The following is a 26033-nucleotide window of genomic DNA, read 5'->3' as shown; positions in this document are numbered from 1 at the left end:
CCGCCGCGACCGGGGGCCTGCCGGCCCCCCCGCATCCCGTCTGGTCGCCCGCGGCGCCCCCGCCGCGCCCGCCCCGGCCCGCCCCCCGCCGACGGCGGGTGGCGCGGACACCGGTCCGCGCCCCCCGCCCGCAGGTGCGCCACCCGCCACAGAGCGCCGCACGGGCACCGGACCCTCCGCCGGACACCGGACCGCCCGTCGTCCGCCTCCGGCGTCCGCATGGTGAGACAGCGTTGCCACATACCGATACATGGTATTTACATGCAACTTATGCGCAGCTCAGAAACCCCGACCGCCGTCACCGGCACCACCCCGGGCGCGGACGGTGACGGCACAGCGGACCGCGCCGCCCGCCGGGCCGTCACCGTCTTCCCGGTCCTCGTCATCGCCGCGGGCGTCGCCGGTCTCGTCTTCCCCGGCAGCTTCGCCGGATACGGCACCGACGTGCCCTACCTGCTCGGCGTGATCATGTTCTGCATGGGGCTCACCATGTCCCTGGAGGACTTCAAGGGCGTGACGCGCCGGCCGTGGGTGGTCCTGCTCGGCCTGGTGGCCCACTACGTGATCATGCCGGGGCTGGGCTGGCTCATCGCGCACGTGCTGCACCTCTCGCCCGCCCTCGCGGCAGGCGTCATCCTCGTGGGCTGCGCCCCCAGCGGCACGGCCTCCAACGTGGTCACCTACCTCGCCCGGGGCGACGTGGCCCTGTCGGTCTCGGTGGCCACCGTCTCGACCGTCCTCGCGCCGCTGCTGACCCCTCCGCTGACCCTCCTGCTGGCCGGGCAGTACCTGCCCGTCGACGCCGGGTCGATGGTGACGGACATCCTCAAGACCGTCCTGCTGCCCGTCGTCGGCGGGGTCGTCGTCCGCCTGGTCGCCGGGCGGTACATCGTGCGGGTGCTCGGCGCGATGCCGTGGCTCTCCTCGCTCGCCATCGCCGCGATCGTCGCCGTGGTCGTGGCGGGCAGCGCGGACGCCCTGAAGTCCGCCGCCCTCACCGTCTTCCTCGCGGTCGTGCTCCACAACGGCTGCGGACTGGCCCTCGGCTACGGCTGCGGCCGGCTCACCCGGCTCGGCCGTCCCGCCAGCCGTGCGATGGCCTTCGAGGTCGGCATGCAGAACTCCGGCCTCGCCGCCTCGCTCGCCACCGCCCACTTCAGCCCGCTCGCCGCGCTGCCCGCCGCCGTCTTCTCGGTGTGGCACAACATCTCCGGCGCGCTCGTCGCCGCGTGGATGGCACGGCGCCCGGCCGGGGAGCCCCAGCAGGCGCGCGCCGCCGGCATGTGACGCTCCCGGCGCCCCGCGCGCCGCCGGAACACCACGTGACGGTGTCCGGATCCGGTCGTTGGACCGGCCGACACCCGAACAGAGCAGCAGCCGGCGGCCCGGGCGCCCGCGCGAGCGGGCGAGGGTCACGGGACCGGTCCGGCCGGCCGCGCTGCCGAGAGGACCTCCGTTGACGTCACGTGAACCCTCCCCCCTGGCCAGGCCGCGCCGCCGGTCCCGGATGCTCGGCCTGGCCGTCCAGGCGGCCGCCTGTCTGCTCGCCTGCTCGGTCACCGCCCCGGCCCAGGCGGCCGGCCACCGGCTGCAGAACTGCGGCTGGAACGAGGCGGCCCAGGGCGAGCACGCCTACTACGAGCACTGCGCCACGGACACCGACGTGTGGATCCAGGTCACGCGCCTGTTCCGGGGGAAGTACCACCGGTGCGTCGGTCCCGGCCGCACCAACCTGGACGCCGACGCGACGGGCGCCTGGTACGACAGCACCTACCGGGGCGGGCTGTGCTCCCACCCCGGCGACACCGGCCCCTGACCCGCCGTTCGCCGCCCCGCCGGCCGCGCCTCGTGCGCGCGGCGGGCGGCGGCGGGAGAAGCCCGGCGCCTCGCTCAGAAAGGGGGCCACCCCCGCCGCCGTTCTTCCCTTCCCTTCAGGAGTCGGCCAGCAGGGAGTCGTAGGCGCGCGAGCGCCTGCGGCCCGTCATGAAGGACAGGAAGTCCTGCACGAACGCGCCGCGCGAGTACGCCGCCGCGCCGTCGAGCATCTCGCGCCGGAAGGCGGTGCGGAACAGCACCCGGTACTCGTCCGCGTCGATGCTCTGATCGCCGTCGGTGTCGGTGGCGTCGAAGAGCACCTCGGCGACCCTGATGAGCGCGGGCCCGGCGAGGGCGGGCACGGCGGCGGCGTACTCCTGCCTGCTGACGCGCCCGTCGCCGTCGGTGTCGAGAGCGGACTGCAGTTCCCGCCACCATGCGGCGTAGGCGTCGTAGAGCCTGGTCTCCTGTGGTTCGTCCAGGTCCAGGCGGCCGGCCAGCTCGCGGGCCATGGCTGCGAGATCGGGCCAGTCGAGGTAGCCGTCGCCCGTCTGGTCGAGTACGGCGTCGAAGAACTCCTCGGCACCGCGCGGCGGGCCGGCGGGCGCGGGCGGCCCGGGCTGCGCGGGGACCGGCGTGATCAGCCTGATCAGGGCTCCGGCCCGCTTGACCCCGTCGCGCACCGCGGCGACCGTCCGGGCCCGGGGGTCGTCGCTGTCCGGGGTCAGGGCGAGCAGTTCCGCCAGCCCGTCCGCCCGGCGCCAGCCCTCGGGAAGGAAGCGTGCCAGACCGATGGCCAGGTAGGCGCCCTGGGTGAGGGTCTGAGCGCCCGGGACCTCGGGCAGGCCCGCCCGGCGGCGGAACGCCTCCGGCAGCGAGGCCACGGTGATGGTGCCGATGACCGGCCCGGCGAGGGCCCGGCCGGCCGCCCACACGGTGGGCAGACCGTCCAGGAGCGGCGGTGCGGGCAGGTGGTCGAAGAGCTTGTACAGGATGATGCGCAGCGCCTCGGTGTTCTCCAACTCCTCCTCCACCACCCGGTCGTAGTACTGCCAGAACCCGTGCAGCGTGGGCGGCAGCCGGCCCGCCTCGTCGCCGAGGGCCGCGAGGAAGCCCTGGTACTCGGCGTACAGGCGCTCCATGGCGGTCTGTTCCAGCGGCTGGCCGCTGAGCCGGCACATGGTGACGGTGCTCTCGAACAGGGTCGCCACCACCCAGGCGCGCACCTCGGGGTCCATGGCGTCGTAGGGCCGGTCGCGGGCGTCGGTGCCGCTGAGCCGCGCGTGCATCCGGTTCAGCCGGGCCGCCTCCCGTTCCCGTACCTGCTCGTCGGCGCCGAACATGCGCTGCAGGCTGCGGAAGGTGTTCCACAGCCGCCGCCAGGGGTGGGCGACGAAGACGGAGTTGTCGATGAGAGCCGCGCCGATCTGCGGGTGGGCCGCCTCCAGCACGGTCGCCCGGATCATGGCCAGGGCCCAGCGCGGGTCGTCGAAGAACTGCTGGAACTGCGATCCGGGACCGAACAGCGGTGCCTCGTCGGCGTCCTGGCCCCGCCGCGGGGGGCCGTCCTGGCCGGCGGGGGGCCTGGGGCCGGGGCCGCTCGGGGGGCGGGGGGTGGCATCGGTCACGGGTGGGGTTCTCCGTTCGCGTTCGGGGTGATGCCGCCGAAGCGGCGCTCGCGCCGGCGGTAGCTGCGCAGGCATTCCAGGAAGTGCGTCGCGCGGAAGTCCGGCCAGAGCACCTGCGGGAAGATCCACTCGGCGTAGGCGACCTGCCAGAGCATGAAGTTGGAGATGCGCTGCTCGCCGGAGGTGCGGATGACGAGATCGACGTCCGGGGTGTCGGGGAAGGGCAGGTGCGCGGCGAACTCCCGCTCGTCCACGTCCTCGGGCGCCATCCCGCTGCGGATGAGCGACCGGGCCGCCTCGACGATGTCGCCGCGCCCGCCGTGGTCGAACGCCACGGTCAGCGTCATGCCCCGGTTGGCGCCGGTCAGGGTCGTCAGGTCGTCGAAGTCGCGGACCAGGGACGGCGGGATCCTGGAGTCGGTGACGCCGAGGAACCGGCAGCGGATCCCGCGCGCGAGCAGCAGCGGCGCGTGCTTGCGCACGACGTGCCGTACCAGGTGCATGAGGAAGTCGACCTCGGTGTCCGGGCGCCGCCAGTTCTCCGTGGAGAAGGCGTACAGGCTCAGCCACTCCACCCCGGCCGACCGGGCCGCCTCGATGACCTCGATCACCGTCGTCTCGGCCGCGCGGTGTCCCGACGTGCGGGGCAGCGACCTGCGCGCCGCCCACCGGCCGTTGCCGTCCATCACACAGGCGACGTGACGCGGCACGTCCCTCGTCGTCATGCGCGCCCCCTCCCCCGCCCCGCTCTCCCCCTGTCGCGGGGCGCGGCCGGTCCCCGCCGGCCCCCGGTCCGACAGGCAGCAGGGTGGCCGACGGCCGTCACGGACACGCCGGACTCCGCCGGCATTCACCCGTACGGGGGGTGGCCTGGGTAGTGCGTGCCCGCGCGCACCTCCGCGGCACACGCCCCTCATCTCAACGGCCCACTCCCGGACGGGGGTTATTGCTGGAGCGTACACACAGATGCATAATGCACTTATGCATGAGCGCCTCATGGCTTCTTCCCGGGGCCCGGACTCCTCCTCCCCGCAGGCCTCCGCCGAGGACCTGAACATCGCCCTGGAGCAGATGGTCCGGTACGTGCGCCGGAGCGCCACGGCCGGCGGTCTGAGCACCGCGGCCTCCTCCGCGCTCGGCCGGCTCGGCCGCGAGGGACCGCAGCGGCCGACCGAACTGGCCCGCGCCGAGAACGTCTCCCAGCCCAACATGACCCAGCTCGTCACCCGCATGGAGCGCGCGGGCCTGGTCCGGCGCACCGCCGACCGCACCGACGGGCGGGGCGTCCTGGTGGAGGCCACCGACACCGGCCTGGAGGTGTTCAGGCAGCGGCGGGCCGAGCGCGCCCGTGCTTTGGGGCGGCTCGTCGAGGAACTGACCGAGACGGAGCGGCACGCCGTACGGATCGCCCTGCCCGCCCTGGCGCGGGCGGTCGCCGAGAACCACCCGAACGCCGGCACGGACACGAGCGGAGAGATACGGAAATGAGCGCGCCGCACGGAAAGACAGCCAGCCCCTTCCGCCAGCCGAAGGCCGTCTGGGCCGTGGCGTTCGCCTGCGTCATCTCGTTCATGGGGATCGGTCTGGTGGACCCGATCCTGCCCGCCCTGGCCGAGAGCCTGCACGCCTCCCCGAGCCAGGTCTCCCTGCTGTTCAGCAGCTACCTGATCGTCACCGCGGTCGCGATGCTGTTCGTCGGCTGGTTCGCCGGCCGCTTCGGCGCCAAGCGCACCCTGGTCATCGGCCTGGCCGTCATCGTCGTCTTCGCCGCGCTGGCCGGCTGCACCGGCTCCATCGACGGCATCGTCGGCTTCCGGGCGGGCTGGGGCCTGGGCAACGCGCTGTTCATCGCCACCTCGCTGGCCGTGATCGTCGCCTCCGCCAGCGGCGGCTTCGGCGGCGCGATCATCCTCTACGAGACCGCGCTCGGCCTCGGCATCGCCGTCGGGCCGCTGCTCGGCGGCGAGCTGGGCGCCGTCAGCTGGCGCGGCCCCTTCTTCGGCGTCGCCGTCCTCATGACCGTCGCCCTGGTCGCGACGCTCGCCTTCGTGCCCTCGCTGCCCAGGCCCGAGCGGCCCGCCTCCCCCCTCGCCCCGCTCAAGGCCCTGCGCCACCGCGGTCTGCTGACCATGGGCATCATGGCCCTGCTGTACAACTGGGGCTTCTTCACCATGCTCGGCTACGCCCCCTACCCGATGGAGCTGAGCGCCCACCGGCTCGGGCTGGTCTTCACCGGCTGGGGGCTGCTGGTGGCCGCCTTCAGCGTCTTCTTCGCCCCGCGGCTGCAGGCCCGCTTCGGCACCGCACCGGTCCTGTACGCCAACCTGCTCGGCCTCGGCATCGTGATGGCCGTCATCGCCGCCGGTGTCGGCACCCCCGCCGTGGTCATCGTCGCCGTCATCGCCAGCGGCGCGTTCATCGGCATCAACAACACCCTCACCACTCAGGCGGTCATGCTGGTCTCCCCGGTCGAGCGTCCGGTGGCCTCCTCCGCCTACGGCTTCCTGCGCTTCATCGGCGGCGGACTGGCCCCCTTCGTCGCGGGCAAGCTGGCCGACGCCACCGACCTCGGCGTCCCCTTCTACCTCGGCGCCGCCACCTTCCTGCTCGCCATCCCCGTCCTGGCCACCGGACACGGTCTGCTGCGCCGGGCCGAGGAGCACACGGGGGACAGCGAGCCCGTGGCGCCGACGCCCACCGCCGCGGGCGGCCCCGCGGCCCCCGGCACCCGGCCGGCCACGCACCCCACGAACTGACCGCCGACCCTGGCGGACCGCGCGACAGCGCGCAGTTCCTCCTCCCACCGGCCGGCGTGTTCGCGCAGGCGCGGCAGGCCCGGCGGGGCCGGGACGGCGAGCCGGCGGCTGAGCCGGCCCGCGACGCTCACCAGTTCGTCGCCGTCCGCCTGTTCCGCCAGGGAGGACGGACCGGCCCGTTCCAGGAGCATCGCGAAGCGCTGGTCGTCCCGCGCGTGCAGCAGGACCGCACCGCGGCCGCCCCAGGCGGTGAACGCGTCCGGTTCATGGACGTTGCCGGGATGCGGAAACGACACCTTGAGCACGGCGGGCCGGCCGTCGGGCCGCCGCACCGGGACGACCACCCCGACTCCGCCGTGCAGGACCGGGCCGTCCGGCTCGCAGTCCCAGCGCCGCAGCAACCCGTCCACGATCGCGAGCAGTTCGGCGTTCCAGGCCGCCCCGCACGGGCCCTCGCGGCCGACGGTGCCCCGCGCCAACGCCTCCGGAATCCGGATCGTCCAGGCACCCTACCGGCCCGCCCACGGTGCCGGAGTCCGGCAACCGCCGTACCGGGGAAGGGCGGTGGTCCGTCCCGGGACGGGCCGCTCCGCCGCGCGGGCAGAGGCCGTTCCAGCGAGCGGGGAAGGCGGCTGCGGCAGCGGACGAAGGCCGGTGCGGCGGCGGGAGAAGGCCCGTGCGGCGGCCGGGGAGGGCCGGCGGGGCGGCCACGGACAGCCGGTGCAGCGGCCGGTGCGGCGGGCCGGTCCGCGCTCTGGTCAGCGGGGCGGCCGTGCGCTATACCTTCTTCGCGTGATTGATTCTGCTTGTTTCGATGGCATAACAAGCACCTTCAATCATCGCTTCCGCTTCTGCCCACGTGTGCGAAGGGATCGACATGACCGCTCCACCCCGCAGACGCAAGGCCCACCGTTCCCCGGGAGCAGCCCTGGCGGCGGCCGCCGTGCTCGCGGTGCTCGCGACGACGGCCGGACCGGCGCTGCCGGCCCGGGCCGCCGCGTCCGCGCCGGCCGGGACGCCGACCGTCATCGGCGCGGTCACCGGGTTCTCCCGCTCCGGCGCCGCCTACTCCTTCGCGGCGGGCGCGGCGAAGGCCCGGGTCTCGTTCGTCTCCGCGGACACCTTCCGCATCGAGGTGGCCCCCGACGGCACGTTCACCGACCCCGTCGGCACCGACATCGTGCTGCCGCAGGGCAAGGCCCCGGCCACCCGCTGGCGCGACCGCGGCGACCGCTACGAGCTGTCCACGGACAAGGTCACCCTGCGCGCCTACAAGTCACCGCTGCGGTTCGCCCTGTACCGCGCGGACGGCACCCGCCTGTGGGAGGAGACCCGCGGTATCAGCTGGGACGGCACCGCCACCACCCAGACGCTGGCGCGCGGCGCCGACGAGCAGTTCTACGGCACCGGCGAGCAGAACGGCAGCGGCAACACCTCGCACCGCGGCAAGACGCTCGAGGTCGGCGTCGACTACAACTGGAACGAGGGCGGCCACCCCAACTCGGTGCCATTCTACCTCTCCTCCGCGGGCTACGGTGTCTACCGCAACACCTACGCCCCCGGCACCTACGCCTTCACCGACCCGGTCAGCACCACCGAGCGGGAGAACCGGTTCGACGCCTACTACTTCGCCGGTGACAGCGCGAAGGACGTCATCGGCCGGTACACCCGGCTCACCGGCCGCCCGATGCTCCCGCCGGTCTACGGCCTGGAGATCGGCGACTCCGACTGCTACCTGCACAACGCCAACCGCGGCGAGCGCCACACCCTGGACGCGCTCAAGGTCGCCGACGGGTACGCCGAGAACGACATGCCGCTGGGCTGGATGCTCGTCAACGACGGCTACGGCTGCGGCTACGAGGACCTGGCCGAGACCGCCAAGGGCCTCGACTCCCGCAAGATGCAGATGGGTCTGTGGACCGAGGACGGCCTGGACAAGCTGGCCGACCAGGTCAAGGCGGGCCAGCGGGTGGCCAAGCTGGACGTGGCCTGGGTGGGCGACGGCTACAAGTTCGCCCTGGACGGCTGCAAGGCGGCGTACAAGGGCATCGAGGACAACAGCGACGCGCGCGGCTTCACCTGGGCGCCGGAGAGCTGGGCGGGTGCGCAGCGCTGCGGCGTGCAGTGGAGCGGTGACCAGTCGGGCAGCTGGGACTACATCCGCTGGCAGATACCGACGTACGCCGGTGCCACCATGTCCGGGCTCGCCTACACCTCCGGCGACGTGGACGGCATCTTCGGCGGCAGCGCCAAGACGTACACCCGTGACCTGCAGTGGAAGTCGTTCCTGCCGGCCGTGATGACCATGGACGGCTGGGCCGCCAAGGACAAGCAGCCGTACCGGTACGGAGAGCCGTACACCGGCATCAACCGCAAGTACCTCAAGCTCAAGGAATCGCTGCTGCCGTACATGTACACGTACGCGGCCGAGGCGCACCGCACCGGGGTCGGCGCCGTGCGTCCGCTGGCCCTCGAATACCCCGACGACCCGAAGGCGGCGGGCGACGCCGCCAAGTACGAGTTCCTGACCGGCGAGGACTTCCTGGTCGCGCCCGTCTACAGCGACACCTCTGTCCGTGACGGCATCTACCTGCCGAAGGGCGACTGGGTGGACTACTGGACGGGCCGGACCTACCACGGGCCGACCACGGTCGACGGCTACCAGGCGCCCCTGGACACCCTTCCCCTGTTCGTGAAGGCGGGCGCCTCGATCCCGATGTGGCCGGGCGTCAACTCCTACCGGGACCGCACCGCGGACTCCCCGCTGGCCTGGGACGTCTACCCGCAGGGCCGCAGCACCTTCACCCTGTACGAGGACGACGGGGTGACCCGGCAGCACCGCGACGGCAAGTACGGCGAGCAGCCGGTGACCGTGACCGCCCCGAACAGCGGCGCCGGGGCGGTGCGCATCGACGTCGGGGCCGAGAGCGGCGACTTCACCGGCAAGCAGAAGAGCCGCCCCTACGCGTTCACCGTGCACACGGGGTCGGCGCCGCACCAGGTCCGCCTGGACGGCCGCCCCCTGCCCCGGTCGGGGTCGAAGGCCGCCTTCGACGCCTCCGGTCAGGGCTGGTGGTACGACCCGGCCGACCGGGCCGGCGTCGTCCACGTCAAGACGCGCTCCCTGAGCACCGCCCGGGGCTTCCGGATCGACCTGGACGGGGCGAGCGCGGTCGGCGGCAAGGTGCCCGGGGCCACCGGCACCGTCTCGGTCACGGCACCGGAGGAGATCGGCGCCGGCGTGTCGGGCAAGGTCACGGTGGACTTCACCGCGGGCCGTACCGGCAGTTCGGCGACCGAGCTGTCCCTGGCCGCACCGGACGGCTGGACCGTCTCGCCCGCCCGTGGCGCCGGGCGGGTCGGGCCGGGCGGCCGGCTGAGCGCGGAGTTCACCGTGACCGCCCCCGCGAACGCCGGTGCGGGCGAGGCGGTGCTCCGAGGCAGTGCCCGCTACCGGTCGGCCGGGGAGGAGCACGTCACGACCGAGCGCACCGCCCTGCGCACCATGCCCGCCCCGCCCAGGGGCGACAGCTGGGCCGGTGACCTGCCCTGGCTGAACTCCACCAACGGTTACGGTCCGGCCGAACGCGACCGCAGCAACGGGGAGTCGGCGGCGGGCGACGGCCACCCGCTCACCCTGAACGGGACGACGTACGCCAAGGGGATCGGGGTGCACGCCGACTCCGACATCGAGTTCTGGCTCGGCGGCCAGTGCTCGTCCCTCACCGCGACGGCGGGCATCGACGACGAGATCAACGGCTACGGCGGTGTGTCCTTCTCGGTCGTCGCCGACGGCAAGAAGGTCTGGTCCTCGCCCACGGTCAGCGGCAGGTCCGATCCGCTGCCGGTGGACGTGCCGCTGGCCGGGGCACGCCACGTGCACCTGGTGGTCACCGACACGGACGGCACGAAGTCCGGCGACCACGGCGACTGGGCCGACGCGAAGTTCCACTGCGCCGGCTGACCGGCCGCTCTACGGTGCCCCGGCCCCAGTGGCCGGGGCACCGTGCTGTGCGGTGCTGGCCCGGACGATCAACTGCGGTTCCACCGAGGCCGGTTCGGAGACCGCGCCGGGGTCGGCGATGTGCCGCAGCAGATGGGCCACCGCGAGCGTGCCCATCTGGCTGAACGGCTGGGCGACGGTGGTCAGGGACGGCGAGCAGTACTCGGCCAGTTCGATGTCGTCGACCCCCACCACGGAGATGTCCTCGGGCACCCGGCGGCCCAGCTCGTGCAGCGCCCTGATCGCGCCGAAGGCCATCTCGTCGCTGGCGACGAACACCGCCGTGGCGTCCGGGATGCGGCCCAGGATCAGCCCGCTGCGGTAGCCGGAGGCCGGGGACCAGTCGCCCTCCAGGGGCGGCGGCACCGGCCGGCCGGCCTCCTGGAGCGTGCTGCGCCAGCCCTCGCGCCGGGCCGCGGCCTCCAGCCACTCCTCGGGGCCGGCGATGTGCCAGACGGTGTCGTGGCCGAGGTCCAGCAGGTGGCGGGTGGCCAGCCGGGCCGCGAGGCCCTGGTCGATGGCGACGACCTCGGTGGCGTCGGTGCGCGAGCCGTCGATGGTGATGGTGGGCACGGCCCGGGTGAGCTGCTCGATGCGGGGGCTGCTGTGGTTGAGCGGCACCGACAGGATGACGCCCTCGACCCCCTGGTCGGCCAGCCGGGACAGGGCGGCCTCGATGGCGGAGGTGTCCAGCGAGGTGGTGGTCGCCGTGCTGACCGCGTACCCGGCGGCCTGGGCGGCGTGCTCGATGCCCGAGGTGACGGCGGCGCGCGAGTAGAAGTTCGTCTGCAGGGTGACCACGCCGATGGTGCGGCTGCGGCCCGAGGAGAGCATGCGGGCGGCGTTGTTGCGCCGGTAGCCGAGCTGTTCCACCGCGGACAGGACCTTGGCGCGCGTCTTGTCCTGCACGTTGGGGTGGCCGGACAGCACCCGGGAGACGGTCTGCGCCGACACTCCCGCGACCCGGGCCACATCCGCCATCCCCGGCGGCCGCTCCCCGCCGTCACTGTGCTTCCCCATGGGTTCCTTCCTCGTACCGGACACCGATGATATCGCCCACACGCCCGCCCATCTGCTCTTCCGGCTGCTCCTGGCCTGCCTGGAACCGGCTATTGGCATCGATAACATTCTCTGCCATAGTTTCCGCCATCAGCGCGCCGCCCCACCGCCCGGTTCCCCCCGCTCGCGGTGCGCGCGGCCCCGCGGAGGCAACTCCTCCGCTCCACCCAGCCCTTCAGGAGGAGCCGTGAAGCGATCCATTGTCCGTATTGCCGGGATGGCGGGAGCCCTGGGCCTGGCCCTGACCGCCACCGGGTGCGGCGGTTCCGGCTCCGGCTCCACCTCCGCATCCGGCAAGGGATCGATCACATTCTGGGGCTGGGCGCCCGGTTACGCGGACGCCGTGGCCGCGTTCAACAAGAGCCACCCGGACCTGAAGGTCACCTACCAGGCCGTCCAGCCGGGCGCCAAGGGCGGCTACCAGAAGATGCTCAACGCGGTGAAGGCGGGCAACGCGCCCTGCCTGGCCCAGGTCGGCTACGAGACGCTGCCGAGCTTCGCGGCGCAGGGCGCCCTCAAGGACGTGAGCCGGTACGCCTCCGCCGACCGGGGCGACTACCAGCCGGCGGCCTGGAAGTCGGTCACCCTGGACGGCGGTGTCTACGGCGCGCCCGTGGACACCGGCCCGATGGCGCTCTTCTACAACAAGAAGGTGTTCGACTCGCTCGGCCTGAAGCCCCCCACCACCTGGGACGAGTACCGGGCCGACGCCGAGAAGATCCACGCCTCGGACCCGCACCGCCACATCTCCTCGCCCTACCTGGACTACGACTACGCGGGCCTGGCCTGGCAGACCGGCGCGGGGTGGTTCGGCGTCAAGGGCGACGCCTGGCAGGTCACCATGGACTCCGCGGCCAACAAGAAGGTCGCCGACTACTGGCAGGGCCTCGCCGACGACGGGCTGATCAGCGGCGCCCCGATGTACGACCAGGCGTGGTACACCGGCATCGGCAAGGGCGACATCGCCACCGTCGTCGGCGCGGTCTGGCAGGCCGGGGTCATCAAGGGCGGCGCGAAGGACGGCGCCGGCCAGTGGGCGGTGGCCCCGCTGCCGCAGTGGACGGCGGGCGCCGGCCAGGCGGGCAACGCGGGCGGCTCCGCGACGGCCGTCCTCAAGGGCTGCGACGACGCCGAGGGCGCCTGGGAGTTCGCGCACTGGCTCGGCACCGACCGCGCCGCCTTCGGCACGCTCGTCGAGAAGGCCGCGCTGTACCCGGCCGCGAAGAAACTCCTCGACCTGCCCCAGCTCAGGGGCGCCGACCCGTACTTCGGCGGCCAGAAGATCTACGACGTGTTCGCCGCCGCCGCTCCCCAGGTCAACTCCTCCTGGACGTGGGGCCCGTTGATGACCAAGACCGCCGCCGACCTGGACGACGGGCTCGGCAAGGCCTGGGCGGGCAGGGGCACCATCGCCGACGCGCTGCGCACCGCGGGGAACCAGACCGTGGGCGAGATGAAGAAGCAGGGCCTGAAGGTCGCCGAGTGAACGAGTCCGTGATCGACGCGGCCGGCGCGGTGCGGGCCGTCCGCCGGGCCCGGCCCGCCGCCGGCACCGGCCGGCCCGCCACACCACCGGCACCCGCTTCCGCACCCACACCGGCGGCCAACCCCGCGTCCCGCGCGGGCCGCCTGCGCCCCCTGCTGTTCTGCGCTCCCTTCCTGGTCCTGTTCGCGGCGATGTACGTCGCGCCGATCGTCTACGCGGCGGTCAGCAGCCTCTTCACCGTCCACCGCTCCGGCCTCGGCCTCACCGCGCCGACCAAGGTCTTCGACCCGCTGGGCAACTACAGCCGGGCCCTCGGCGACCACGCGTTCCTGTCCTCGCTCGGCCGGGTCGCGCTGTTCGGCGTGGTCCAGGTCCCGGTGATGCTCGGCGTGGCCCTGGCCCTCGCGCTGCTGATCGACTCGCGCTCGGCGCGCGGCAAGGGCTTCTTCCGGATCGCCGGCTTCCTGCCGTACGCCATCCCCGGCGTCAGCGCCGCGCTGGTCTGGTCGTTCATGTACTCGTCGCAGTCCAGCCCGATCAACCGGCTGCTGCACCCGGTCGGGTTCTCGGTCCCCTTCTTCCACAGCGAGGTGGTGCTGTGGTCGGTGGCCAACATCGTCACCTGGAGCTGGGCCGGGTACAACATGATCATCATCTACGCGGCGCTCCAGTCGATCCCGGCCGAGGTCCTGGAGGCGGCCCGCATGGACGGGGCCTCGGCCCTGCGGACCGCCTGGAGCATCAAGATCCCGGCGGTGCGCGGCGCGCTGGTGCTCACCACGGTGTTCTCCGTCATCGGCTCCGCGCAGCTCTACAACGAGCCGGCGGTGCTCCAGCCGGTCTCCGACGGCTCGGTGACCTCGACGTTCACTCCGATCATGTCCGCGCAGAGCGCGGTCGCGGCGGGCAACTACCCCTACGCCGCCGCGCAGTCCGTCCTCCTGGCCCTCCTGGTGGGTGTCGTGTCCTTCGTCTTCTTCAAGCTGAGCCACCGCGGGGAGGAGCAGGCATGAGCGCGCTGAGCACGCGGGCGTCCCTGGTGCGCTCGCGCCGTGAGAGCCGCCCGGCGAGCCGGGTCACCGTCATGGCGCTGCTGGGCCTGTCGGCCTTCTACTTCCTCTTCCCGCTGTGGTGGCTGCTGGTGTCGGCGACCAAACCGTTCGGCGAGCAGTTCTCCGGCAGCGGCCTGTGGTTCCACGGCTTCGGCCTGTTCGGCAACATCGCCCGGCTCAGCGGCCAGGACGGCGGGATCTTCTGGCGCTGGATGCTCAACAGCGTGCTGTACTGCGGCGTCGGCGCGGTCCTCGGCACCGCCTTCTCGGCACTGGCCGGCTACGCGCTCGCCAAGTACGACTTCCCCGGGCGCGGCGCGGTGTTCGGCGCGGTGCTCGCGGCCGTGCTGGTACCCAAGGTGCTGTTCACGCTGCCGCTGTACCTGATGTTCTCCGGGGTGCACCTGATCGACAACCCGCTGGCCGTGCTGCTGCCCAGTGTGGTCAGCCCGTTCGGGGTCTACCTCTCCCGGGTGTTCGCGGCGCAGAGCGTCCCCGACGAGGTCCTGGAGGCCGGACGCCTCGACGGGGCGGGCGAGTTCCGGATCTTCCGTACCATCGGGGTGCGGATGATGCTGCCCGCGCTGGTGACGATCTTCCTGTTCCAGTTCGTGGAGATCTGGAACAACTACCTGCTGCCCGCGATGGTGCTCGGCGACGACCGGCTCCAGCCCGTCACGGTCGGCCTGGTCGGCTGGAACGCGAGCCATGTCGCCGTGCCGCCCCCGCTGGTCGTCGCCGGCTCCCTGGTGTCCGTCGTCCCGCTTCTGATCGCCTTCCTCGCGCTCCAGCGGTTCTGGCGCGCGGGCATGACCGCCGGAGCCGTCAAGTGACCACTTCCGCACCGCACACCGCGGCCGCCCCCGACCCCCTCGCCCCCTCCCCGGCCGCCGCGCTGGCCTTCGCCGACGGCACCCTGCTGCGGGCGGGCCGCCCGCACCGCGTGCTGGCCGGTTCCCTGCACTACTTCCGGGTCCGTCCCGAGCAGTGGGCCGACCGGCTCGCCCGGCTGGCCGCGCTCGGCCTCAACACCGTGGACACCTACGTCCCGTGGAACTTCCACGAGCGCGTCCCGGGCGAGGTCCGCTTCGACGGCGGGCGCGACCTCGCGCGCTTCGCGGGGCTGGCACAGGAGACGGGACTGGACGTCATCGTGCGCCCGGGACCGTACATCTGTGCCGAGTGGGACAACGGCGGGCTGCCCGCCTGGCTGACCGGCACGCCGGGCATGCGGCCGCGCACCTCCTACCGCCCCTTCCTGGAGGCGGTCGGCCGCTGGTTCGACGAGCTGGTCCCGCGCATCGCCGCGCTCCAGGCCGCCCGGGGCGGGCCGGTGGTCGCGGTGCAGATCGAGAACGAGTACGGCAGCTACGGCGACGACCGGGCCTACGTCCGCTGGGTGCGCGACGCGCTCGTGGCGCGCGGTGTCACCGAGCTGCTGTACACGGCGGACGGGCCGACCGCGCTGATGCAGGACGGCGGCAGCCTGCCCGGGCACCTCGCGGCGGCGACGTTCGGTTCCCGCCCCGACCAGGCGGCGGCGCTGCTGCGCGCGCGCCGCCGGGACGAGCCGTTCTTCTGCGCCGAGTTCTGGAACGGCTGGTTCGACCACTGGGGCGAGAAGCACCACGTGCGGTCCGCCGCGAGCGCGGCCGACGACGTGGGCGAGATCCTCGACGCGGGCGGTTCGGTGAGCCTGTACATGGCGCACGGCGGCACCAATTTCGGGCTGTGGGCCGGCGCCAACCACGACGGGGAACGCCTCCAGCCCACCGTCACCAGCTACGACTCGGACGCCCCGATCGCCGAACACGGCGCGCTCACCCCGAAGTTCCACGCCCTGCGGGAGCGGCTGGCGGCGTTCGCCGGCCCGGACCGCGCGCTTCCCGAGCCGCCCGCAGACCCGCCCCTGCTCACGCCCCGCACCCTGGAGGTCACGCGCCGGGCCGCGCTCCTGCCCGCGCTGCGGGCCGCGGGCGAGCCGGTGCGGGCGCCCGCCCCGCTGAGCTTCGAGGAGCTGGGGCAGTCCTCGGGCCTGGTGCTCTACACCGCCGAGCCGCTGCTGCCGCCGGGCCGCCAGGAGCTGACGGTCACCGGACTGCACGACCGCGCCCAGGTGTTCGTCGACGGCACCCCGGTGGCCGTACTGGACCGCGAGACCTCCTCGTTCAGCGTGCCGGGCACCGGGGCTCGGGTGCGCCTGGACCTGCTGGTGGAGAACCAGGGCCGGATCAACTACGGTCCGCTGCTCGGGCAGGGCAAGGGCATCCTGGGCGGTGTCCGCGTGGACCGGCGGCTGGTGCACGGCTGGACCATGCACCGGCTGCCGCTGGACGAGTGGGGGCGGCAGGACGTCGGCCGGGCCGCGTCGGCGGCGCCCTGCGACGACCGGGCGGGCTTCGCGACCGCCCGGCTGACGGTGACCGAACCGGCCGACTCCTTCCTCGCCCTGCCCGGTTTCGGCAAGGGGTTCGTCTGGGTGGGCGACACGCTGCTGGGCCGCTACTGGGAGATCGGCCCGCAGACCACGCTCTACCTGCCCGGCCCGCTGCTGCGCGCCGGCGAGAACATCCTCACCGTCCTGGAACTCGAACGGTTCGGCGACCACCTCGCCCTCACCGACCGCCCCGCGCTGGGACCGGCCGAGGAGTACGTCGAGACGTTCGGCTGACCGCCGTGCGCCACGGCCGCCCGCTCCGGGCCGCACGCGCGGGCACGGGGGCCGAGGACCGGACCGGCCCCGACACCGGTCCGCCGTCACGCACAGGAACCACACCCAGGGGGCCGCGCAGCCGGCGCGGCCCCGCCCCGAGCAAGGAGGACCTGTGTCACCTCACCGCAAGCAGCTGGTCGCCGCGGTCGTCGCCATGGCGACGGCCCTGACCGGCGGCAGTGCGCTCGCGGCTCCTGCCGCCTCCACCGCACCGGCCGCCGGCGCCCCGTCGTACACCGTCACCGTCGACTCGAAGGGTTCCTGGACCCACCCGGACGACACACCGGCCGCCCCCTACATCGACAAGGACGGCACCTTCCACTTCCAGCAGGCCCACTCCCTCTACGGCGCGGACGACAGCCGCGCCTGGACCTTCTTCACCGGCAAGGACCTCGACTCCGCCACCCGCGACGGCGCCCTGAGCGGCGCGGTGAACCCGGCCGACTCCCGCGACCGCAACGACGACACCACGTGGCGCTGCAACAACGGCCCCACCGGCGTGGAGTCGAGCTACGCGCCCGCGGGGTCGCACTACGCGCAGAAGAACTACTGCGACCTGGCGGGCGTGTGGGTCGACCCCGACACCGGCGACTGGTACGGCCTGGTGCACAACGAGTTCACCCCGCAGCCCTTCGGTGACGGCCTGCACTACGACGCGATCGACTACGCGGTCTCCCGGGACCAGGGCCGGACGTGGAGCATCAAGGACCACGTCCTCACCTCGCCGTACAGCACGAAGCGCGGCGACACGGCGGCCTTCCCGCAGCAGACGTTCGACTACGGCGACGGCGACCCGCGCCTGTTCGTGGACACCGCCTCCGGCTACTTCTACGTCTTCTACGGCTCCCGGATCGTGGACAAGGGCGGCAGCTGGAAGGCGTTCCACGCGCACGTGGCCCGGGCCCCGATCTCCGGCAAGATGGCGCCGGGCTCATGGCGCAAGTGGTACGACGGTGCCTGGTCGCAGCCCGGGACGGGCGGCCGGGAGAGCAACATGGTGCCGGCCGACGCCACCCACCCCACGGGCTACACCCCCGCGGACAAGGAGTACGACCCGGCGAACAGCGGGACGACGAGCCAGCAGGTGGCGGCGGGCACCATGCCGCCGACCTCGCCGCTGTTCGTCATGGACATCACCTACAACGCCTACCTGGGCCTGTACATCGGCGAGCCGCAGGGCGTGGACCAGAGCGGCAAGGCACCGCAGCGGTTCTACGCCACCGACGACCTGGCCACGCAGAAGTGGCGGCTGATCGGCGACACCGGCGGCCTCACCAACGCCTCCTGGTACCGCTGGTTCCTCGACCCGGCGAACAGGACCGGCTCGAACATCGTCGGCAAGTCGTTCCGCTCGTACTGCTCCTTCGGCTGCTCGGGCGGCTCGTCCGGCGAGTACGCGAACGTCACCATCGGCACCTCGGCGCCGGCCGCCCCCGTGGACACGGGCCGGACGTACCGCATCTCCAGCGGCGGCGGCCGCGTCCTCACCCAGGTCCGGGGCAGCTCCGCCACCACCTCCCAGGCGCAGGCGGACGGATCGGCCCGGCAGTCGTGGATCTTCACCGGCAACGGTGACGGCTCGTACCGCATCGCCAACGCGGCCACCGGCGGTCTGCTCGGCGTGGACTCCTCCAGCACGCCCCAGCGCGCCTGGGGCACCCGGCCCACAGTGCGGGCGGCCGGGCCCGGCGGGGCGGACGTGGGACGGCAGTGGTGGGTCGTCGCGGGCACCTCGGCGGACGGCGCGCCCGACGGCACGTACCGGCTGGTCAACCGCTACAGCGGCCTGGTGATCGGTCTGTCCGGCGACCCGGCGCGGCCCGCGGAGACCACCCCGGCCCGCTTCTGGGACGCCGCGGGCACCGGCCCGGCCGGCGGCTCGCGCACCGCGGCCGAGCAGACGCTGACGCTCACGCCCACCGGCGCGGCGCCCGCCCCGCTCGACGGCACCCGCACGCTCGTCACCGCCGGCAAGACCCTGGAGGTCCCCGGACGCAGCACCGCCGCCGGCACCCGGCTCGACACCTGGACGCCGAACGGCGGCGACCACCAGAAGTGGCGCCTGGCCCGGCGGGACGACGGCTCCTACGAGATCGTCAACACCGCCTCGGGGCTGTGCGCCGACGTCGACGGCGGTTCCACCGCGGCCGGCGCCGGGGTGATCCAGTGGCCCTGCACCGGCGGCCCCAACCAGCGCTGGGCCCTCACGCGCCTGGCCGACGGCTCGTTCACCGTGACCTCGGTGCGCAGCGGGCTGCTGCTCACCGCCGCCTCGGCGGACAGGGGCGCCGCGGTGACCCAGCGTCCCGGCGACGGCTCACCGCTCCAGCGGTGGCGGATCCGCTGACCCCACCGGCCGGGGCGCCACCGCCCCGGCCACCGGCGTGTTTACGCCCCGGGTGCCCGGGTCACTCATCCGTACTACGGCTGGGAGCGGCAGGGAGCAGACATGATTCGTTCGGCGGATCTCCGTGAGTGGCGCAACCGCGACGTGGTCGACCAGGAAGGGCACAAGATCGGCGCGCTGGAGGCGGTCTACGTGGACACCGGCACCGACGAGCCGGCCATGGTGACCGTCCGTGCGGGGCTGCCCACCCGGCAGCGCCTGCTGTTCGTACCGGTCGAGGGCGCCGTCGTGGGGCCCGACTACGTCAAGGTCGCGCAGCCCAAGGGGCTGGTCAAGAAGGCGCCCTCCATCGGCACGGACGACGTCCTGCCCGCCGAGCAGGAGGCCGCGGTCTTCCAGCACTACGACCTGCCCTACGTCCCGGGCGCCGGCGGGGAACGGCGGCTCGCCCGCCGCTGACCGCCCGCGGCGGCGCCCCGCCCCGAGGAGGAGCAGATGGCCATCGACCCCGTCGAGCGGCTCCTGGCCGCCCTCGATCCGCGCCACCGCGACCACGTCCGCGGCCTGCCGCGCGCCGAGCAGGAGAGCCTCGCCGCCACCTGGGAGGACGAGTTGCGCCGGGACACCGACCTGGACACGCTGAGCGAGCTGTCCCCCGCCGCGGCCGAGAGCGAGGCGGCGGCCCGGGTGGCCCGCCGGGTCCTCGACCGGCCGCACCCGTGAGGGGCGGCCGCGGCCCGGCCCGGACGGGAGGCGCTGGGGTGCCCTAGGGTGCCACCATGCCGAAATCTCGCAAGGTACGTGAAGAGGACGCCTGGGACGGTGTCGTGGTGGACAAGAGCCGGGGGACGACCGACGGCTCCGGTCTCTACCACTACGTGGAGGTGCGCCTGGCCGGGGGCGGGACGGGGAAGTTCCGCGTCGGCAAGGCGCTGTGGGAGTCGCTGGCGCCCGGAGACCGTCTGGTGAAGGAAGCGGGCGCCGCCGCCCCGGCCAAGGCCTGACCGGGACGGCGGCACGGCGACGCCGTGGCGGCCGGACTCAGGCCAGGTCGAACCGGTCGAGGTTCATGACCTTGGTCCAGGCCGCGACGAAGTCGGACACGAACTTCTCCTTCGCGTCGTCGCTGGCGTAGACCTCGGCGACGGCGCGCAGCTCGGAGTTGGAGCCGAAGACCAGGTCGGCCCGGCTGCCGGCCCACTTGACCCGGCCGGTGGCCGGGTCGAAGCCCTCGAAGGTGGTCGCGTCGGGCGAGGCCGCCCGCCACTGGGTGCCGAGGTCGAGCAGGTTGACGAAGAAGTCGTTGGTGAGGACACCGGGCGTGGTGGTGAACACACCGAGCGGCGACTGCTGGTGGTTCGCGCCCAACACCCGCAGACCGCCGACCAGGACGGTCATCTCCGGTGCGCTCAGCGTCAGCAGGTTGGCGCGGTCCAGGAGCAGGAACTCGGCCGGGAGCCGGTTGCCCTTGCCGAGGTAGTTGCGGAACCCGTCGGCGGCCGGCTCCAGCGCGGAGAACGACTCGACGTCGGTCTGCTCCTGCGAGGCGTCCACCCGGCCCGGCGTGAAGGGGACCTCGATCTCGAACCCGGCCTCCTTGGCGGCCCGCTCGATGCCCACCCCGCCCGCGAGGACGATCAGGTCGGCGAGGGAGACGCCCTTGCCACCGCTCTGCCCGGCGTTGAAGGCCTCCTGGACGCCCTCCAGGGTGCGCAGCACGCTCGCGAGCCGGTCGGGGTCGTTGACCTCCCAGCCGCGCTGCGGCTCCAGGCGGATGCGGGCGCCGTCGGCGCCGCCGCGCTTGTCGCTGCCGCGGAAGGAGGAGGCCGACGCCCACGCGGTGGAGACCAGCTCGGCCACCGACAGGCCGGTGGCGAGGATCTTCGCCTTGAGGGCGGCGACGTCGTCGGCGTCGATGAGGTCGTACGTGCGCTCGGGCAGCGGGTCCTGCCACAGCAGGGTCTCGGCGGGGACCTCGGGGCCGAGGTAGCGGGAGACCGGGCCCATGTCACGGTGGGTCAGCTTGAACCAGGCCCGGGCGAAGGCGTCCGCGAACTGGTCGGGGTTCTCCAGGAAGCGCCGCGAGATCGGCTCGTAGACCGGGTCGAAGCGGAGCGAGAGGTCGGTGGTGAGCATCGTCGGCTGGTGCCGCTTGGCCGGGTCGTGCGCGTCGGGCACGGTGCCGGCGCCCGCCCCGTCCTTCGGCCGCCACTGGTGGGCGCCCGCGGGGGACTTGAACAGTTCCCACTCGTAGCCGAAGAGGATCTCGAAGAAGGAGTTGTCCCACCGGGTGGGGGTCGGCGTCCAGGTCACCTCCAGACCGCTGGTGATGGTGTCGCCGCCCTTGCCGGTGCCGAAGGTGTTCTTCCAGCCGAGGCCCTGCTCCTCCAGGCCGGCGGCCTCCGGGTCGGGGCCGACGTTGTCCGCCGGGCCGGCGCCGTGCGTCTTGCCGAAGGTGTGGCCGCCGGCGATGAGGGCGACGGTCTCCTCGTCGTTCATCGCCATCCGGCGGAAGGTCTCGCGGATGTCGCGGGCCGCGGCGATCGGGTCCGGGTTGCCGTTCGGCCCCTCGGGGTTGACGTAGATGAGGCCCATCTGGACGGCGCCGAGCGGGTTCTCCAGCTCGCGGTCGCCGGTGTAGCGCTCGTCACCGAGCCAGGTGGTCTCGGGACCCCAGTAGACGTCCTCCTCGGCCTCCCAGACGTCCTCGCGGCCGCCGGCGTAGCCGAAGGTGGTGAAGCCCATGGACTCCAGGGCGACGTTGCCGGCGAGGACCAGCAGGTCGGCCCAGGACAGGTTGCGGCCGTACTTCTTCTTGACCGGCCACAGCAGGCGGCGGCCCTTGTCGAGGTTGGCGTTGTCGGGCCAGCTGTTGAGGGGCGCGAAGCGCTGCTGGCCCGCGCCGGCGCCGCCGCGGCCGTCGCTGATGCGGTAGGTGCCCGCGCTGTGCCAGGCCATGCGGATGATCAGCGGGCCGTAGTGCCCGAAGTCGGCGGGCCACCAGTCCTGCGAGGTGGTCAGCACCTCGGCGATGTCCCGCTTCACGGCCGGCAGGTCGAGGCTCTTGAACGCCTCGGCGTAGTCGAAGTCCTCACCGAACGGGTTGGCCACGGCGGGGTTCTTGGCGAGGATCTTCAGGTTCAGCCGCTCCGGCCACCACTGGCGGTTCCCGCCGCCCTGCGTCGGATGGGGTGCGCGTCCGTGCGCGACCGGGCAGCCGCCGCCCGCATCCTCCGTCTTCGGGTCGGTGACGATGGCCTCGTGGTTCTCGGACATGGAAATCCTTCCGGGCTGGGCGGGTCACGGTGCTCACGTGCTGGGCGCGGTGGAACAGGCGGGGCACTGGCCCCAGTAGACGACCTCGGCCTCCTCGATGGAGAAGCCGTGGGCGGCGGACGCGGTCAGGCAGGGTGCCTCGCCTCTCGCGCAGTCCACGTCGGCGACGGCACCGCACGACCGGCACACGACGTGGTGGTGGTTGTCCCCGACGCGGCCCTCGTACCGGGCGGGACTGCCGGCCGGTTCGATACGGCGTACGAGTCCTGCCGCGGTGAGCGCGTGCAGGGCCTCGTAGACGGCCTGCAGGGAGATGTGGCCGACGCGGCCGCGCACCCCGGAGGCGAGATCCGCCACGCCGAGGTGGTCACCCGCGCGGACGGTCTCCAGGAGGGCGACACGGGCGGCCGTCACCCGCAGCCCCGCACCGCGCAGTTCCTCGGCGGTCGTCGGGGGCCGGGCTGCCGTCATGGCGCCGAACCTACCGCCGCAGACACGAACGATTCAAGAAAACGAACGGTCAAAGTCCGGTACGGATCGTGCGGACTGCGTCGAGGGCCCGGCCGGGACCGCTTCGAGGAGGACGCCGGCCGGGACGAACGGGGCGGACCGGACGCGGAAGGCTCGGGTGAGCAGGGTGGGGCGGGACGGTGCGGGTGAGCAGGGTGCTGCGGGAGGGTGCGGGGCCGCTGCGCACCGCGCCGCCGACGGCGTCCGGGTGCCGGGGGGGACAGGGCCGGAGCCGCGGGCGGACGGGTCCCGGCCGTGGCCGGCGCCCCGGGCAGGAGGCGCCGGCCGGGCCCCGGTGGGGCCGGGGCGGATCCGCGGGAGTTCAGCCGCCGGGCGGATCCGCGGGAGTTCAGCCGCCGAGGGCCGTCAGGACGACCTGCTTGGCCTCGTCCTGGACCTGGCGGAGGTGGTCGGCACCGCGGAAGGACTCGGCGTAGACCTTGTAGACGTCCTCGGTGCCGGAGGGGCGGGCCGCGAACCAGGCGTTCTCGGTGGTCACCTTGATGCCGCCGATGGAGGCACCGTTGCCGGGCGCCTCGGTGAGCACGGCGGTGACCCGCTCCCCGGCGAGGGTGTCGGCGGTGACCTGGGCCGGGGACAGCTTGGCCAGGCGCGCCTTCTCCTCGCGGGAGGCGGGGGCGTCGATGCGGGCGTAGGCGGGCTCGCCGAAGCGTTCGGTCAGGGCCGCGTAGTGCTGGGAGGGGGTCCGGCCCGTGACGGCCGTGATCTCGGAGGCCAGCAGGGCCAGGATGATGCCGTCCTTGTCGGTGGTCCACACCGAGCCGTCGCGGCGCAGGAAGGACGCACCCGCGGACTCCTCGCCGCCGAAGCCGAGCGAGCCGTCGACCAGGCCGTCCACGAACCACTTGAAGCCGACCGGCACCTCCACGAGCCGCCGTCCGAGGTCGGCCGCGACCCGGTCGATCATGCCGGAGGACACCAGAGTCTTGCCCACGCCCGCGGCCGCGGGCCATTCGCCGCGGTGGGCGTACAGGTAGGAGATGGCCGTGGCGAGGTAGTGGTTGGGGTTCATCAGCCCGCCGTCGGGGGTGACGATGCCGTGCCGGTCGGCGTCGGCGTCGTTGCCCGTGGCGATCTGGAACCGGTCGCGCTGCTCGATCAGCGAGGCCATGGCGTACGGCGAGGAGCAGTCCATGCGGATCTTGCCGTCCCAGTCCAGCGTCATGAAGCGCCAGGTCGGGTCGGTGAGCGGGTTGACCACGGTCAGGTCGAGCCGGTGCTGTTCGGCGATGCGGCCCCAGTAGGCCACCGACGCGCCGCCCAGCGGGTCGGCGCCGATGCGCACGCCCGCGCCGCGGATCGCGTCGAGGTCCAGCACGCTGGGCAGGTCGCCGACGTAGGCGCCGAGGAAGTCGTGGCGGCCGGTGGACTCGGCGGCGAGCGCACGGGCGTAGGGGATGCGCCGTACGTCCTTCAGGCCGCCGGCGATGATCTCGTTGGCCCGGTCCTGGATCCAGGAGGTGGCGTCCGAGCCGGCCGGGCCGCCGCTGGGCGGGTTGTACTTGAAGCCGCCGTCGGCGGGCGGGTTGTGCGAGGGCGTGACGACGACGCCGTCGGCGAGGCCCGAGGTCCGCCCGCGGTTGTGGGTGAGGATGGCGTGCGAGACGGCGGGCGTGGGGGTGTAGCCGTCGGCGGCGTCGACGAGGACCGTGACACCGTTGGCCGCGAAGACCTCCAGCGCGGTGACGCGGGCGGGCTCGGACAGGGCGTGGGTGTCCGCGCCGAGGAAGAGCGGGCCGTCGGTGCCCTGCCCGGCGCGGTACTCGCAGATGGCCTGGCTGGTCGCGGCGATGTGGTCCTCGTTGAAGGCCGCCGCCAAAGACGAGCCGCGGTGCCCGGACGTCCCGAACGCCACGCGCTGCCCGGGTTCGGCCGGATCGGGGTGCAGCGCGTAGTACGCGGTCACCAGCCGGGCCACGTCGATCAGCTCCTCCGGACGGGCCGGGCTGCCCGCTCGTTCCTGCACCATGACACCCACTCCTCGTGTTCGGTCGTGTGTCCGCTCGCGATCTCCATCTTCCCCCGCCCGCGAACGGGAGGCGCACCCACGTCCCGGGGCACCGTCCCCCCGGCCCCGGGCCCGGTGCGCCTCCCCGGCCGCCGGCCCGGCCGGCCCCGGTTCACCGTCCGGGCACGCTGTCCGACAGCGCGGCGCCGCCCAGTTGTTCGAACCGCTGCTGGACGTTGGCGGCGAAGGCCTGCGACTCGGCGCCGCCGTAGCCCTGCCCGGTGGTGTTCATCGCCACCGTGAGGACTCCCTTGAAGGGGGCGCTGGGCGAGGTGCGGATCGGTGTGCACAGGAAGTCGAAGTCCTGCGGGGCCGCGGAGTCGTACGTCCGCAGCGACGCCCGGGGCACGCTGGTCGGCCGTCCCGTGCGCAGCGCGTCGTCCATCGCGGCGAAGACGCCGATCCGGTCCAGACCGGGCAGCACGTTCCGGCCGAGGCTGAACTGGGGGACCATGCCGAAGGCCTGTCCCTGCCTGCCGTTGGCGTAGCGCAGCAGGTGGTCGGGGCCCTCGGTGAGCATGATCGGGAAGGGGGCGCCGTCGAAGACGGCGAACAGTTCCTGCTGCTGGGCGAGGAGGCTGTCGCGCAGCTTGAACTCGGACAGCAGGGTCTCGGACAGTTCCTGCATGCCCAGCTTGAGCTGGCGGTCCCAGGCGCGCGGCTTGAAGTCGGCGACGCACACGGTGCCGAGGATGACGCCCGTGTTGTCGCGCAGCGGCGTGCCCAGGTAGGAGCGCACGCCGAGGTCGTTGACGAGCGGGTTGCCCTTGAAGCGGGGGTAGTCGAAGACGTCGTCCAGGGCGAGCTGGGACTGCTGGGCGACCACGTGCGGGCAGAAGCCGTAGTCGCCGGGTGCCTCGCGGGCGAGGTTGCTGAGGTCGAAGGGGATGCCGCCGCCCGAGACGTCCACGGGGTCCTCGGGGGTGCCGCCGGGCACATACATGCCCCGGAACATCTGGCGCTCGTCGTTGATGAAGTTGACCATGGCGAGCGGGGACTGGGTGAACGTGGCCGCGAGCCGCGCGATGCGGTCGAAGGTGGCCTCCGCCTCGACCGTGTTGAGGCCGAGAATCCTCAGCCGGTTGGTCCGCTGCTCGCCTGCGGCACGGTGCTGTTCGGGTGACAGGGATTCCATGGGGTCAGATCAAAGCAGAGATCCGGCCGCCGTGGATCACCACTCCAGGTCATTCCGCCCTCGGCTGTCCCACCGTCAACACGTCGGCGGTGGCATGGACTTGTCCGCCCGCCGTCCGGGGGCGGTTGCGCGCGGGAACGGCGCACGGACCGTCCCGGTGGCGCGGTGGGGCCGGCGGGTGGCCATCAGGAGAGTCTGTCCAAACTTTTCAATGTTTCAACATC

At 73.2% G+C, this 26033-nt stretch carries 19 protein-coding genes and 2 pseudogenes; 13 read left to right on the top strand and 8 right to left on the bottom strand.

Annotated elements, in window-relative coordinates; all coding sequences use genetic code 11:
- Nucleotides 1–270: 270 nt before the first annotated feature.
- Both ABZ719_RS27335 and ABZ719_RS27330 read left to right on the top strand, forming a co-directional pair.
- Nucleotides 271–1287, top strand: a complete 1017-nt coding sequence (locus tag ABZ719_RS27335; protein WP_366727815.1) for a bile acid:sodium symporter family protein — start codon at nucleotides 271–273, stop codon at nucleotides 1285–1287.
- Nucleotides 1288–1456: 169 nt separating this feature from the next.
- Entirely contained in the window at nucleotides 1457–1816 is a 360-nt protein-coding gene (locus tag ABZ719_RS27330) for a DUF6355 family natural product biosynthesis protein (RefSeq protein WP_366727814.1), read from the top strand.
- A 115-nt stretch (nucleotides 1817–1931) separates the two neighbouring features.
- On the opposite strand, the gene ABZ719_RS27325 is transcribed toward ABZ719_RS27330, so the two are convergent.
- Both ABZ719_RS27325 and uppS read right to left on the bottom strand, forming a co-directional pair.
- Entirely contained in the window at nucleotides 1932–3341 is a 1410-nt protein-coding gene (locus ABZ719_RS27325) for an oxygenase MpaB family protein (RefSeq protein ID WP_366727819.1), read from the bottom strand.
- 98 nt (nucleotides 3342–3439) lie between these two features.
- Nucleotides 3440–4168, bottom strand: coding sequence for a polyprenyl diphosphate synthase (uppS, locus tag ABZ719_RS27320; protein WP_366727813.1), 729 nt, complete (start codon nucleotides 4166–4168; stop codon nucleotides 3440–3442).
- A gap of 256 nt (nucleotides 4169–4424) precedes the next feature.
- Between uppS and ABZ719_RS27315 the strand changes: the two genes are divergently transcribed.
- Both ABZ719_RS27315 and ABZ719_RS27310 read left to right on the top strand, forming a co-directional pair.
- Complete coding sequence (locus tag ABZ719_RS27315) at nucleotides 4425–4931, top strand: MarR family transcriptional regulator (RefSeq protein ID WP_366727812.1); 507 nt, start codon at nucleotides 4425–4427, stop codon at nucleotides 4929–4931.
- Nucleotides 4928–6127, top strand: a pseudogene (locus tag ABZ719_RS27310) (MFS transporter); the annotation flags it as partial. The gene ABZ719_RS27315 and the pseudogene ABZ719_RS27310, both read left to right, overlap by 4 nt.
- Nucleotides 6128–6216: 89 nt before the next feature.
- Here ABZ719_RS27310 and ABZ719_RS27305 read toward each other — a convergent pair.
- Nucleotides 6217–6696 (bottom strand): annotated as a pseudogene (locus ABZ719_RS27305) (aminoglycoside phosphotransferase family protein); the annotation flags it as partial.
- 380 nt (nucleotides 6697–7076) lie between these two features.
- On the opposite strand from ABZ719_RS27305, the gene ABZ719_RS27300 reads away from it, so the two are divergent.
- Nucleotides 7077–10163 (top strand): NPCBM/NEW2 domain-containing protein, encoded by a 3087-nt coding sequence (locus ABZ719_RS27300; RefSeq protein ID WP_366727811.1) that lies wholly within the window; start codon nucleotides 7077–7079, stop codon nucleotides 10161–10163.
- A gap of 9 nt (nucleotides 10164–10172) precedes the next feature.
- On the opposite strand, the gene ABZ719_RS27295 is transcribed toward ABZ719_RS27300, so the two are convergent.
- Nucleotides 10173–11222: a LacI family DNA-binding transcriptional regulator gene (locus ABZ719_RS27295; RefSeq protein WP_366727810.1), complete on the bottom strand. Its 1050-nt coding sequence runs from the start codon at nucleotides 11220–11222 to the stop codon at nucleotides 10173–10175.
- A 226-nt stretch (nucleotides 11223–11448) separates the two neighbouring features.
- Between ABZ719_RS27295 and ABZ719_RS27290 the strand changes: the two genes are divergently transcribed.
- The 8 genes from ABZ719_RS27290 (at nucleotide 11449) to ABZ719_RS27255 (ending at nucleotide 19863) form a co-directional block, all read left to right on the top strand.
- The gene (locus tag ABZ719_RS27290; protein ID WP_366727809.1) at nucleotides 11449–12747 is read left to right on the top strand and encodes an extracellular solute-binding protein; all 1299 of its coding nucleotides are present in this window, start codon (nucleotides 11449–11451) and stop codon (nucleotides 12745–12747) included.
- Nucleotides 12744–13760, top strand: coding sequence for a sugar ABC transporter permease (locus ABZ719_RS27285; protein ID WP_366727808.1), 1017 nt, complete (start codon nucleotides 12744–12746; stop codon nucleotides 13758–13760). Before ABZ719_RS27290 ends, ABZ719_RS27285 begins: the two co-directional genes overlap by 4 nt.
- Nucleotides 13757–14632, top strand: coding sequence for a carbohydrate ABC transporter permease (locus ABZ719_RS27280; RefSeq protein WP_366727807.1), 876 nt, complete (start codon nucleotides 13757–13759; stop codon nucleotides 14630–14632). Before ABZ719_RS27285 ends, ABZ719_RS27280 begins: the two co-directional genes overlap by 4 nt.
- Complete coding sequence (locus tag ABZ719_RS27275) at nucleotides 14629–16470, top strand: beta-galactosidase (RefSeq protein ID WP_366727806.1); 1842 nt, start codon at nucleotides 14629–14631, stop codon at nucleotides 16468–16470. Before ABZ719_RS27280 ends, ABZ719_RS27275 begins: the two co-directional genes overlap by 4 nt.
- A 154-nt stretch (nucleotides 16471–16624) precedes the next feature.
- Nucleotides 16625–18859 (top strand): RICIN domain-containing protein, encoded by a 2235-nt coding sequence (locus ABZ719_RS27270; RefSeq protein WP_366727805.1) that lies wholly within the window; start codon nucleotides 16625–16627, stop codon nucleotides 18857–18859.
- Nucleotides 18860–18961: 102 nt separating this feature from the next.
- Complete coding sequence (locus ABZ719_RS27265) at nucleotides 18962–19318, top strand: PRC-barrel domain-containing protein (protein WP_366727804.1); 357 nt, start codon at nucleotides 18962–18964, stop codon at nucleotides 19316–19318.
- A 36-nt stretch (nucleotides 19319–19354) separates the two neighbouring features.
- Entirely contained in the window at nucleotides 19355–19582 is a 228-nt protein-coding gene (locus ABZ719_RS27260; protein WP_366727803.1) for a hypothetical protein, read from the top strand.
- Nucleotides 19583–19638: 56 nt separating this feature from the next.
- Nucleotides 19639–19863, top strand: a complete 225-nt coding sequence (locus ABZ719_RS27255) for a hypothetical protein (RefSeq protein WP_366727802.1) — start codon at nucleotides 19639–19641, stop codon at nucleotides 19861–19863.
- A 37-nt stretch (nucleotides 19864–19900) separates the two neighbouring features.
- On the opposite strand, the gene katG is transcribed toward ABZ719_RS27255, so the two are convergent.
- The 4 genes from katG to ABZ719_RS27235 form a co-directional block, all read right to left on the bottom strand.
- Complete coding sequence (katG, locus tag ABZ719_RS27250) at nucleotides 19901–22135, bottom strand: catalase/peroxidase HPI (protein WP_366727801.1); 2235 nt, start codon at nucleotides 22133–22135, stop codon at nucleotides 19901–19903.
- Nucleotides 22136–22168: 33 nt separating this feature from the next.
- On the bottom strand, nucleotides 22169–22606 hold the full coding sequence (locus ABZ719_RS27245) for a Fur family transcriptional regulator (RefSeq protein ID WP_366727800.1): 438 nt from the start codon (nucleotides 22604–22606) through the stop codon (nucleotides 22169–22171).
- A gap of 388 nt (nucleotides 22607–22994) precedes the next feature.
- Nucleotides 22995–24635 (bottom strand): phosphoglucomutase (alpha-D-glucose-1,6-bisphosphate-dependent), encoded by a 1641-nt coding sequence (pgm, locus tag ABZ719_RS27240; RefSeq protein WP_366727799.1) that lies wholly within the window; start codon nucleotides 24633–24635, stop codon nucleotides 22995–22997.
- A gap of 151 nt (nucleotides 24636–24786) precedes the next feature.
- Nucleotides 24787–25809, bottom strand: coding sequence for a GAF domain-containing protein (locus tag ABZ719_RS27235; RefSeq protein ID WP_366727798.1), 1023 nt, complete (start codon nucleotides 25807–25809; stop codon nucleotides 24787–24789).
- Nucleotides 25810–26033 lie beyond the last annotated feature (224 nt).

It is taken from the genome of Streptomyces sp. NPDC006743, from assembly GCF_040703815.1.
In the GTDB taxonomy this organism is placed as follows: Bacteria; Actinomycetota; Actinomycetes; order Streptomycetales; family Streptomycetaceae; genus Streptomyces.
This window is presented reverse-complemented; position numbering and strand designations above follow the sequence as displayed.